General features: G+C 62.9%; 17 protein-coding genes. 16 read left to right on the plus strand and 1 reads right to left on the minus strand.

The genetic code is table 11. From position 1 onward, the window contains the following. Positions 1-207: 207 nt before the first annotated feature. From QQ977_RS02345 to gvpO, 4 genes are all read left to right on the plus strand, one after another. Positions 208-414 (plus strand): hypothetical protein, encoded by a 207-nt coding sequence (locus QQ977_RS02345; protein ID WP_285927311.1) that lies wholly within the window; start codon positions 208-210, stop codon positions 412-414. Positions 415-481: 67 nt separating this feature from the next. Continuing rightward, a complete protein-coding gene (gene gvpA, locus QQ977_RS02350; RefSeq protein WP_285927312.1) occupies positions 482-769 on the plus strand; it encodes a gas vesicle protein GvpA in 288 nt (95 codons plus the stop codon). Between the two features lie 8 nt (positions 770-777). Beyond that, positions 778-1812 carry a gas vesicle protein GvpN gene (gvpN, locus tag QQ977_RS02355; protein ID WP_285927313.1) on the plus strand — a complete coding sequence of 345 codons (1035 nt, stop codon included), beginning with the start codon at positions 778-780 and terminating at the stop codon, positions 1810-1812. A gap of 2 nt (positions 1813-1814) precedes the next feature. Further along, the gene (gene gvpO, locus QQ977_RS02360) at positions 1815-2354 is read left to right on the plus strand and encodes a gas vesicle protein GvpO, halophile-type (protein ID WP_285927314.1); all 540 of its coding nucleotides are present in this window, start codon (positions 1815-1817) and stop codon (positions 2352-2354) included. Between the two features lie 47 nt (positions 2355-2401). Here the strand turns inward: gvpO and QQ977_RS02365 are convergent, their stop codons facing one another. After that, a complete protein-coding gene (locus QQ977_RS02365) occupies positions 2402-3220 on the minus strand; it encodes a nucleoside phosphorylase (RefSeq protein WP_285927315.1) in 819 nt (272 codons plus the stop codon). A 58-nt stretch (positions 3221-3278) separates the two neighbouring features. Between QQ977_RS02365 and QQ977_RS02370 the strand changes: the two genes are divergently transcribed. From QQ977_RS02370 to QQ977_RS02425, 12 genes are all read left to right on the plus strand, one after another. Next, entirely contained in the window at positions 3279-3482 is a 204-nt protein-coding gene (locus QQ977_RS02370; protein WP_285928762.1) for a hypothetical protein, read from the plus strand. An 80-nt stretch (positions 3483-3562) separates the two neighbouring features. After that, the gene (locus tag QQ977_RS02375; RefSeq protein WP_285927316.1) at positions 3563-4006 is read left to right on the plus strand and encodes an SRPBCC domain-containing protein; all 444 of its coding nucleotides are present in this window, start codon (positions 3563-3565) and stop codon (positions 4004-4006) included. 107 nt (positions 4007-4113) lie between these two features. Then, positions 4114-5202, plus strand: coding sequence for a GNAT family N-acetyltransferase (locus QQ977_RS02380; RefSeq protein WP_285927317.1), 1089 nt, complete (start codon positions 4114-4116; stop codon positions 5200-5202). 67 nt (positions 5203-5269) lie between these two features. Beyond that, the gene (lwrS, locus tag QQ977_RS02385; RefSeq protein WP_285927318.1) at positions 5270-5674 is read left to right on the plus strand and encodes an LWR-salt protein; all 405 of its coding nucleotides are present in this window, start codon (positions 5270-5272) and stop codon (positions 5672-5674) included. Between the two features lie 662 nt (positions 5675-6336). Further along, the gene (locus QQ977_RS02390) at positions 6337-7767 is read left to right on the plus strand and encodes an SLC13 family permease (protein ID WP_285927319.1); all 1431 of its coding nucleotides are present in this window, start codon (positions 6337-6339) and stop codon (positions 7765-7767) included. A gap of 125 nt (positions 7768-7892) precedes the next feature. After that, positions 7893-8327 carry a hypothetical protein gene (locus tag QQ977_RS02395; RefSeq protein WP_285927320.1) on the plus strand — a complete coding sequence of 145 codons (435 nt, stop codon included), beginning with the start codon at positions 7893-7895 and terminating at the stop codon, positions 8325-8327. A gap of 145 nt (positions 8328-8472) precedes the next feature. Further along, complete coding sequence (locus tag QQ977_RS02400; RefSeq protein ID WP_285927321.1) at positions 8473-8835, plus strand: group I truncated hemoglobin; 363 nt, start codon at positions 8473-8475, stop codon at positions 8833-8835. A 177-nt stretch (positions 8836-9012) separates the two neighbouring features. After that, positions 9013-9225 carry a hypothetical protein gene (locus QQ977_RS02405; protein WP_285927322.1) on the plus strand — a complete coding sequence of 71 codons (213 nt, stop codon included), beginning with the start codon at positions 9013-9015 and terminating at the stop codon, positions 9223-9225. 101 nt (positions 9226-9326) lie between these two features. Then, positions 9327-9965 (plus strand): ribonuclease H, encoded by a 639-nt coding sequence (locus tag QQ977_RS02410; protein WP_285927323.1) that lies wholly within the window; start codon positions 9327-9329, stop codon positions 9963-9965. A 46-nt stretch (positions 9966-10011) separates the two neighbouring features. After that, on the plus strand, positions 10012-10473 hold the full coding sequence (locus tag QQ977_RS02415; RefSeq protein WP_285927324.1) for a DUF2240 family protein: 462 nt from the start codon (positions 10012-10014) through the stop codon (positions 10471-10473). Positions 10474-10524: 51 nt separating this feature from the next. Beyond that, on the plus strand, positions 10525-10920 hold the full coding sequence (locus tag QQ977_RS02420; protein WP_285927325.1) for a hypothetical protein: 396 nt from the start codon (positions 10525-10527) through the stop codon (positions 10918-10920). A gap of 68 nt (positions 10921-10988) precedes the next feature. After that, positions 10989-11201 carry a hypothetical protein gene (locus tag QQ977_RS02425; protein ID WP_285927326.1) on the plus strand — a complete coding sequence of 71 codons (213 nt, stop codon included), beginning with the start codon at positions 10989-10991 and terminating at the stop codon, positions 11199-11201. The last annotated feature ends 85 nt before the right edge of the window (positions 11202-11286 follow it).

Genomic DNA, 11286 nt, shown 5'->3' on the forward strand with positions numbered 1-11286 from the left:
TCCGGGCACCGTTGCCCGTTCTATGGATCATCGTCCCGGTTTTCGACGGCCAGTCCGGCAGTCCAGCCGGTATCCGGGCGTGTCTACACACGATTTATCCGAGACGGCTCCGACGCGCTAGCAGCCAGTTCCGTGGCGATGGCCGGCGGTCGGTAGCGGTCTCGAATAAGAAAGCATATGCGAGTGCAGTCGTCAGCACACGTTGTAATGCGCGAGGACAGGACCGTTGTCGATATACTCGAGCGAGTACGGGAGTCCCGTCGGCGAAAGCGCTGTCCCGACTGCGAGGCTGTCGCTTCGATCCGTGGGGTCAGAGGGGAGTACTGGTGGGAGTGTCCGAACTGCGATGCGATCGGGATCGGATACAACACCCGTTCGGCCGCCCTGGAAGGGCTACAGAACCGCCGTAGCTGATTTTTCCCGTCGGGCTTGCACCAGCAGCCTGAACCGTGATACGCATTCGTGGCTCACGCCAAACCGTATGGCACAACCACAGCGCCGACCGGATTCCTCGAGTCTCGCGGAAGTCCTCGACCGCATCCTCGACAAGGGTGTCGTCATCGACGTCTGGGCACGCATCTCGGTCGTGGGGATCGAGCTGCTCACCGTCGAAGCCCGCGTCGTGGTCGCGTCGGTTGACACGTTCCTCCACTACGCCGAAGAGATCGCCAAGATCGAACAGGCGACTGCCGAAGGCGACCTCGACGAACTCGAGGAACTCGAGGTCGAGACCCGGCCCGAATCGTCACCGAAGTCCGCGACGGAGTGATCGCGGTCGTGGCCGACCGATCGTCCTCGCGCGAACGGAAGGTCCGCGGAACGAAGATCAGGACCGACCGCCAGGCGAAAGGAAATCGACGCGCGAAAAAGACCGCGAAACGGATCGGAACGCGGGGTAACGATGGTGGCGGGAGCCGCGCCGAGAACGGGGACGCCCCCCTCACCGATCCCGACGACGTCGAACCCGATCCGTTCGTCGCCACCGACGAGGTCGCGGCGATCCGCCGTCGAATAACTGGCTGGCTCGCGGCCGACCAGCCGGTTCACCTGATCGGGCCGACCGGCAGCGGGAAGACGGCGCTCGCGCTGTCCGCCGCCGCCGAACGCGGCCGACCAGTCGTCCGGGTCGACGGCGACGAGTCGGTCGACACCGCCGCGCTGGTCGGCGACTACGCCGGCGGGGAACGCTACGAGGAGGACGACCGGTTCGTAAGCGGCGTCCACAAACACACCGAGATCGTCCGACAGCGGTGGGTCGACAACCCGCTGTCGGTCGCCGTCCGCGAGGGAGCGACGCTCGTCTACAACGAGTTCTCCCGGAGCCCGCCGGCGGCACACAACGTCTTGCTCTCGGTGCTCGAGGAAGGCGTCCTCGAGCGACCCGGCAAGCGCGGTGCAGACCGGTCGATCGACGTCCATCCCGAATTTCGCGTGCTCGTCACGTCGAACACGGCCGAGTACGCAGGCGTCCACGACCAGCAGGACGCGTTGCTCGATCGGTTCGTCGGCGTCGGTCTCGAGTACTACGGTTCCGAGACCGAACGCGAGATTGTCTCGGCACACGTCGGTCTGTCGGACGAGGACGTCGACCGCGTCGTCTCGAGTACGCGACGACTGCGCGAGGAGGTAGACGTCGTCGTCGGAACGCGAGCGGCAATCACGGCGGCGAACGGACTCGCGGTTTTCGGCGGTGAGGACGACGGGACCGAGGACGAACCGCTCGTGGACGTCTTCACGGACGTCCTCGCGCCCAAGGTCGCGGGGAACGGCGACCTAGCCGACCTCCGGGAAACGATCGAACGCACACTCTGACGATGGCAGACGCAGATACGAGCGACACCGAAACCGGAGCCGACGATCGATGCATGGCCCTCACCGCGGACGGCGAGCGCTGTTCGCTACCGGCCCAGGAGGACGGCTTCTGCCATCAACACGACGAAAGTGATCCAACAGTGAGCGACACCGAAACCGAACAGCCACAACAGGAGGAATCGGAACCGGCCGACGAGACGAGTGCAGACGCGGAGACGACTGACCCCGACGCCGTCGACGCGAGCGACGTCGACGTCGACGACGACCGGATCGAGGCGGTGTTGTCGATCCGCCAAACGGTCAAGTCGACAGCCGGCCAGCTCATCGGTCGCGAGTTCGACGGCGTCAGCGAGGTCACCGCCGTCGAGGACGGCTGGCGGGCAGTCGTCGAGGTGGTCGAACGCCGCGCCGTGCCGGACACCCAGGACATCGTCGGCCGGTACGAGATCGACCTCGACGAGGACGGCGTCGTCGAGGGCTACCGCCGACTCGACCGGTACCGCCGCGGCGACAGCCTCGAGTTCGACAAACCCGTCGAGTAGGGACGACCCACGTTCGTCGCCAGTCGGCTCCGCGAGCCGTCGCTACCCTACAGCGAGAGTCCGGCGTGCCACCGGTCGACGCCGGCCTCGCGTTTGATCTCGTCCATTCGTGCGAGCAGGTGGACCGCGAGCGAGGCGGTCTCGGCGGCGCGATACGCACCTTCGGTGCGGAACTCCCCCGAGTCGCGGTCGGCGTAGACGGTACAGACCGCGCCCGCACGGAGCCCATAGAGGTTCGCGAGCGTGAGGATGGCACTCGCTTCCATCTCGACGTTCGCGACGTTCGCTTCTTTCAGCTCCTCGAGCAGTCGCTCCGAGCCGGCGGCCTCGAAGCCGTCGACGCCGGGTCGGCCCTGGCCGGCGTAGAAGGAGTCGGCGCTCATCGTGATCCCGGTGTGATAGTCGTACCCGAGCCGTTCGGCCGCGGCGACGAGTGCGCTGACGACCTCGCTGTCGGCGACGGCGGGGTAGTCCTCACGGACGTACTCGTCGCTTGTTCCTTCCTGGCGGAGCGCCCCCGTCGTGATCACGAGATCGCCGACGGCCATTTCGGGCTGGATCGCGCCACAGGAGCCGACCCGTACGAGCGTGTCAGCGCCGACGCGGGCGAGCTCCTCGACGGCGATCGCTGCGGAGGGGCTGCCGATCCCCGTCGAAGTGACCGAGATCGGCGTTCCCTCGTACGTTCCCGTCGCCGTCCGGTACTCGCGGTGGTGAGCCCGGACCTCGCCGTCGTCCCAGCACGCGAGCACCTTCTCGACGCGTTCGGGGTTTCCCGGCAGCAAGACGGCGTCGGCGACGTCGCCGGGCGCGACCTCGAGGTGGTACTGGACGTCGGCGTTCGGATCTTCGCTATCGGCTGGCATTCGACCGCCGGGTTCGATCCGGCGGCGTATATAAATGCGGGGCGGCCAAAGGCCGAGTATGACACGGGGCGCGCTCGCGGACACCGACGTCGATGCCATCCAGCACGACCTGGTCGCCCTCGAGCCGGAGACGACGCTCGTCGACGGCGAATCGCTCGCGCTCGTCTGCGACGAGAACACCGAGAAGAAACGATGTCACCGGACGATACTCCGAGACGTACTCGAGGATCGACTCGCCGGCTCGGACTCGAGCGACTGCTGACCGACCGACGAAACGCGTGTCGTACTCGCTCGCCCTAGGCAGCGACAGCGGGTTATCGCTCGAGCGCGTGACGTCTTCACATGTACCACGTCGAGGTCTTCACGGAGATCGATGCGCCGCCGGAGGTCGTCTGGGAGGTCTTGCTCGAGTTCGACGCCTATCCCGAGTGGAACCCCTTCATACGCGAGATCGACGGGATCCCGATCGAGGGTGAACGGCTCCGGGTGCGGATCGAACCACCCGATTCTCTCGGAGTGACGTTCCGGCCGACTATCGTTATCGCCGAGAAAAACCGCCGACTCGCCTGGCTCGGTCGACCGCTGGTGCCGTTCGTGTTCGACGGCTACCACGAGTTTCACCTCGAACCGATCGACGACGGCCGGACCCGGTTGCTCCAGCGCGAGACGTTCCGCGGTGCGCTCGTTCCGCTGTTGCTCGACGCGGATCGGATCGAACGCGGCTTTCGAACGATGAACGAAGCCCTCAAAGAACGGACGGAGCGACGGGTTCTTGCCTCCTCGTGACGCCGCATCGATCTCGCGCTGTGACCTCGGGGGCCCCTCTCGTAACCTCGTACTATTGTGTCAATTCAGACCCATAACGAAGGGTATCGGTACTGACCCTCGGACAGATGTCGCTCGAAACAGCGTCCGACTCGGCCGAGTACACCGTCAGGCGATTCGAACCTGGCGATCGGGACGGGGTCCTGTCGTTACTCGAGACGCAGTGGGACGAGCGCCCGAGTGCCGACTGGTTCGACTGGAAGTACCGCGAGGATCCGTATCTCGCACACGTACCGATCACGCTCGCGGAACGAGAGGGCGACGTCGTCGCCGTCCAGGGCTATCTCCCGTGTCCGATCCGCTGGGGAACGCAGGTCGTTCGTGCGCTCAAGCCCGTCGACGCCGTGGTCCATCCCGACCACCGACGACAGGGGCTGTACACTCGGATTACGGAAGCGGCAATCGACTATTACACCGACGGAGAGCCGGCCTTTTTCTTCAACTTTCCGAACGCCGCATCGCTCGCTGCACAGGAGAAACTCGGCTGGCACGAAGTCGACGTCGTCTCGACGTTCCATCGAGTACAACGCCCCGGTGAACTGCTCCCGTCCGACGGCACGATGCTCCCGCTCGATCGAGCGGCTGACGGCCTCGCACGGGCCTACCTCGGCGTCCGTGATCGGCTGTCGACGCCCTCGGACTGGTTCGAGGTGACGCGTCACTCCTCGGTTCCCGCCGACGTCCTCGAGTCCATATACGAATCTCACGTCCCACGGGAGTTACACACCCACCGCGAGAAGCGGTTGTACCGGTGGCTACTCGACGCGCCCGGTCACGACCACACCGCCTACGTTGCGCGCCACGACGACCGGCCCGTCGCGAGCATCGTCACCCGCACCGTAGACGGGCGAATGGTAGACATCGTAGACGCACTTCCGATGCAAGACGGACACGAGGCGTTCGAGACGCTGCTCGCGGCGGTCGTTACCGACAACGTAGACGCCGCCGTCCTGTCGACGGCGGGGCGGACGCTTCCGCGCGAACTCCTCTCGCGGTTCGGGTTCGTCAGCTTCGAAACCGCGCTTCTCTCGCGTCTGCGAACGCCGACGTACATGGCAGTCCGACCGCTCTGGCAGGACGAGGCGACCTCGCTCTCACGGCGTCCGCTCACGGAGCCGGCAAACTGGCGACTCTCGTTTCTCGAGGTGAAAGATTGATCGAACGGGCCGGCCGACGGGTCCCGGACAGAGTTAAGCCCGACGCCGGTGAGAGACGCCAACGTCTATGTCCACGATCGAACGCGAATTACCGGCGGACGCGGCCCGGTACGTGTTTCGCATCGAATGTCGACTCGAGCCGACCGTCGACGAGGTTTCGGTCGTACCCGATCGATTCCAGACGACGATGTACCGAACGGCAGCCCCGCCGGGTGAGGACGGCTGGCTGTTCTTCAGGAACACGCTCTGGCGCGGCGAACTCGAGGATCCGGATCACTTTCGGCGCGTGGCAGAAGACGTCCTCGGCGTGTCGGTCACGTCGGTCTCGTTCAGCGAGTTACAGACGGGCGAGAAGTACCTGGCGGAACTCGAGACAGCGATCGGGGACTCACTCGAGACGTTCAACGCCGACACCGTCGAGGAAGCGCTGACGAAGTATCTGGGAAGTTCGGTACGCGTCGTTTCGGACTGATCGTTCGACGGTGTCGAGTGCGCGTTCGGTCTCTCATCGCGGAGCCGAATCGAAACGAGTGGTCGACTCGAGGTCGTCTACGCGCTATACCGCCGGACAGAACGGCTGATACATTCACCGGCGGACGTTCCCGGTGATAGTGTATCAAAGCATCTGTCCGACGGTATACCGGCTCATCTGGGGACGACAACCGACACGAACGACCGAGAACGATCAAAGTGGTTAGGAAGATGTGATATGTCGCATCGGCTCGTGTTTCAAACTGTGACGATACCGTGTCCCGAGTGTCTGGAGGAGGCGGGAAAGATAGTAGAACGTGAGATACGAAATCCGGGAGTGAAGCGAACGTACGAATGTGAAAACTGCGAGCACCGCTGGGACGTGGTTTTCTGACGGTCCGGACGGCCGGCCGCTCGCGTTTCTCGAAATCGATCGTTCGTCGAACCCTGGTTCGGTATCGTCGCATCCCGAACTGGCGTTTACAGCGGACCCGGCCGACAGTCTCCGGAACTCTCCACAGTGGACGGTCTCGCCGTGCCGTCCTCGAGGAGGTGACGTCACAGGTGACTGGGAAAACAGTCGTAGTATTGCGATTTCGGATATCGGTGCCGTGGTCACAACAGAGAAGTGCCCACCCAAGCGAGAGGGGGATACAACAACTCATGGACGACGATTTTTCGGCGCGGTACACTACGTCACGTCTACAAAAACTTTCAATCGTTGTTGCAGTTGCATTCCTCGTGTGTGGGCTTGTCTTCCCACCGCCAGCGGATCTCTCTCGTGAGGCACTGATTACACTCGGCGTATTCGGATTCGGGTTAGTGCTCTGGCAGAGCAAAGCTATCCCGCTCGTGGCGACGAGTCTCCTCGTGGTCGGACTGTTGTATGCATTCGGCGTCACGGAGTCGTTTCAGGCAGCCACCATCGGGTTCGCATCGACGCTGTTCTTTTTCTTTTTCACAATCCTGCTGCTTGGACACTCGATCTCTAAAGTCGACCTCGATGCGCACGTGGCCCAACGGCTCCTAGAAACGTCGACTACCCCACAGACGTCGCTTCATCAACTGGGGAAGTATCTGCTCGTGATGGCGTTCGTGGTACCGTCAGGGCTGGCGCGGATCGTGTCGTTTACCCCCGTTATAGAGAAGGTCGGCGAGAGATACGGACTCGGCCGAGACGCCGAGTTTACCACCGCTTCCTTTCTCGTACTCGGGCAGCTGAACCCGATGATGTCCATCATGCTGATGACCGGCGGTGGGATCTCGATCATCGGTTCCCAGCTCATCGATACCGCCGGCTATCCGATTACGTGGACTGAGTGGGCACTCTACATGATTCCACCGACGCTCATCGTGTTCGGACTCGGATTCGCCGCGATCACGAAGCTTCATCCGCCACGAACGAACGCCTCACAGCTACCCGATACGAATCACCGTGATACCAGTCAGAGTCAACTGAACAGGGATCAACGTATCGTCGCGATCGTAATGGGAGTGACGTTGCTTCTGTGGGCTGTCGGATCGTTCGTTGGACTTCCAACGGTCCTCCCGGCGATTCTCGCCGTGGCAGCACTGTCGGCCCCTTACGTTCAGGTACTTACAGTCGAGGACTTTGCCGAAATTAGCTGGGGTATCCTCTTTCTCATCGGTGCGATGCTCTCTCTGATCGAAGTGTTAGAAGAGACCGGAGCGTTCGAGTGGCTGATCGACGGAATTTCGATGGCGTTCCCGTTCGACGCAGTTGGTTCAGTTGGGGTCGTAGCGTTGTTGATAGCGATCGTCGTCATCGTTCGGTTGCTGTTTCCAAACGCGTCTACGTCTCTCATCGTTCTCATGCCGATGATCATCAGCTTCGGCCAGCTGTACGACGTGAACGTCCTCTATCTCTCACTCTCTGTCGTCATAACGGTCGGGTCCACTGCGCTTCTCCCGATCCACATGCCGCCAGCACTGCTCGCGTACAACGCCGGGTACGTCAGTATACGTGACGTATTCGGCTACGGGCTCGTGATGATGGCGGCTGCAGTGCTCAGTATTTGTTTTGCATGGACGATATACTGGCCGATACTAGAGCACGCGCTGTTGCAGCCGTAACGACCGAGTGGCCTCCAAGGGTGTCCCCTGCACTCACGGACTGCCGCTTTTGTCGACGTTTCGATGAACCGACCGAGACAGCGGTTTCCGACCCTTTTTGACACTCAGGGGTGTCACTCTCTGCTATGGCCGCAACCGGGCGCGAAATCATCTGGGGGAGCCCTACAGCCCCTCGAGTCGAGGTAATCGGCGGGTTTGCGGTACTCGTTCTGATCACACTGATCACAACGGTAGCGACGAACGGTCTCGGAACCGATCATCCCGTTAGACGGTTTTTCTACGACGTCGGGCTTCCAGTGATCCTCTTTTATGCGCCCGGAGCAGCCGCCGCCGTCGGCGCCTATCTACGATGTGGCGCAGTAACGTGTTTAGTGGTTGGTCTGATTCCGGCCGCGTTCTTCGTGGTCGTTGCGGTCGTCGGTTCAACCGTCGGCGCTCCAGGGGTCGGTGGCGGAGACGCGCCGCTTTGGAGTATTACTCTCGCATTCGCTACGATCAGTATGATCACCGCTGGCGTTGGATTCGTCGTGGGGGTCGTCGTCGGCACTGTCGGTAGGTAACATTTCGATCGCGTTGACGGCCATCCGAATACGACGATCTGTCCCCTAAACGCTGAAACACGTACGGAATAGCTATGCTATCACATGGCGTGATAAACATGTTCGGCGGAAGTTCCAAGGGACGATACCGAAACATTCCACCGGGATGAGTCAAGAACCACTCTACGAGCGTCTTGGAGGCGAAGACTCGATTGCAGCGGTCGTCGACGCGTTCTACGAGCGCGTCCTCGAGGACGATCGCGTTGCACACTTTTTCGAAGACACGGACATGCAAAAGCAGCGGGCACACCAAACGCAGTTTCTAAGCGCCGTTGCCGGCGGGCCCGTCGAATACAGCGGGGAAGACATGGAATCGGCACACGATGACCTGGAGATCCGCCAAAAACACTTCGATGCAATCGCCGAACTCCTCGAGGAAGCGCTCCTCGAGTTCGACGTCGACGACCGAGAGCGCACCGACGTGCTCGAGGCGTTCGCGAGCTACGAGGACGACATCGTGACGAGTTGATGCCGTCTCCGTGACTAGCGTTTGAATCAGACTACCGGACAAACCGGTCCACACACCGGTCGCACGCGAGACGCAATCGGATGATGATTGACCGGCGGCCAGTAGTATACGGACAGTCTCGTCTCTCGACTCGAGTCGGCAACGTGCTTATACGCCCACGGCCCCGAGCGTCGAGTAATGACGTCTTACGTCGACCATCACGACCGCCCGCCGGATCGGAAGGCGACCCTGTTCTGCCAGCAGTGTGGCCACTCGAGCGCACCGTCGGGTGACTGGATCGTTCGTGACGTCGTGGACGGATACGTTTACGACTGCCCTGACTGCGGCCACGAGATCACGCACAGAAAACGATTCGATCGAACGTCGTCTTGGGTGCCGGCCGACGACTAACACAGAGTGCTGGCACCCGGTGTTGCCGTTCGAGATGACCGGTGACGGAATCGGTGACTTAGCCTGTAAGAGTTAAGTCATCGTGGTACATAGCGGCCACTATGGCCGCTCACGGCCGCCCCGCACTGCGGGATCTGTTCGACGAGTCGCCGACGCCGCACATTGCCCATCCTCCTCGGACCCATCATCGTGACTTTTACGTCGCCACTGACGGGTCGTTCCGGGAGGCCGGTGGCGGACTCGGCGCCGTAATCGAAACGCGCGACGGTACCCGCGTCGCACGCGTCGCGACGACCGATACACCGCCGAACAACAACGTCGCCGAGTACCGGGCGTTACATCTCGGGCTCGACGTCCTCGCCGCCCGCGCCCCGCCCGACGCGCGGATCGGCGTCCTCGTCGACCACGACGATCTCGCAAGCGACGTCAACAACGCCGTGCTCGCCACTGACCGTCCGGACCGGAACCCACCTCGTCCGTTTTCGGTACCACCCGCGAGTGCTAACCACTGGCGTGGCATCCGGGCCCGTCTCACCGGATTCGGCGAGGTCCGTGCGGCACGCATCGCCAGCGATCAGAACCCTGCCCATCCGCTCGCGAACGCCCCGGATCGGTACGCCCACGTCAACTGCGAGCCCGATCGGTGTGTTCTTCCCGACCCGCCGGAGCCGGATCCATCCCCGACGGAGTTTCCGCCGCCGTCGCGAGCCGACCGCAACGGCAGCCGCGCCTCCGATTGAGTCGCTACCGGTACCGTTATCCGCCCGCCTCGAGGAGTCGACGCCGATGAGTCTTCGCGTCGCGGCCGCCGCTCCCTTCGTCCAGAACGGAACCCGTCGGATCCGAGAGAACGAGTTCGTCGTCGCTCTCTCGCTCGACCGGGACTGGTTCTCGCCCGATCAAGCAAAGCGGCTGGTCGACGTCGCCACCCAGGAGGGGCTGTTAGAGCGTGACGGCGACGACCTCGTGGCGACGTTCGACCCCGCGGACGTAACCGTTCCCGAGGAGTTCGTTCCCGACGAAGACGTGCTTCGCGAGCGGTCGGCGTTCGAACGGGTCCTCGAGGCCCTCGTCGCGGAGGGACTGGAAAAACACGAAGCCGTCGGCGCGATCAACGCCCTCCAGAACGATCTCGAGATCACGATCGAGGTCGCGGCGGTGGTCTACGCCCGCCGGCAAGGCGTCGACGTCTCCGAGCTCGTCCCCGTAGCGAAGTCGGCGCTGCTCGAGGCGAGAGAGGAAGAGTAGATCGCACCCTCGAATCGAAGACTGTTAGCCGCACGCGCCTCGAGGTGACGTATGGTCGAGGATCGGGTGACGGACGGTCGACGAATCGCCGAACTGCTCGCCTCGGAAGTCGACGGTCGCGAAGACGGCGAACTCGCTCGATTCGCGGTCGAAAACGCCGATCGGGACGTCGAACCGACGGACGACGGAGCGCGTGCGTACGACGTCTACCGCGACGGTGACCGGATCGGACGGACGTTCGTCCACCCCGATCGGGTCCGTCTCGAGCTCGCGGTCGACGCCGACGCGATCGGAGACGAGGGAGTCGACGACGCCGACGCCGGGTTGTCCGTGCGGTCTGACGGTCCGTCGACGACCGTCGTCGTCGCACGTGGCGCAGCGGTAAAACGGGCGACGGACGTCCTCGAGGTGGCGAGTCGGTCTCTCGGTCGGAACGGGCAGTTCTGACGAGACGTGTCGTTCGATACGTCCGGCCATAGCTTATTGTCAATTGAGATGACATCTGACTCCGGAACATGCTCGGTCACTACGAACTCGGGTTGATAACGCTCGTGCTCGCGGTCGTCGCCACGATAACGGGATTCGTCATCCTCGGGAACCGTCACGGATACGGACCGACCGGAACGGCCCGGACGTTGAACCGGTGGGCACACATCGTCCTCGGCGTGTTGTTGTTGATCTTCGTGATCCTGACGTATCTCATCACGCCGCCGCAGACGATTCCGTAGCCGCTGGCGTCGTCGGTGATCGAGGTCGCCGTAGCGACGCGCCCGTGCTCGAGCACCGACGACCAGCCGGCCCGCAGTAGCTTTC

This window comes from Natrialbaceae archaeon AArc-T1-2, from assembly GCF_030273315.1.
In the GTDB taxonomy this organism is placed as follows: Archaea; Halobacteriota; Halobacteria; order Halobacteriales; family Natrialbaceae; genus Tc-Br11-E2g1.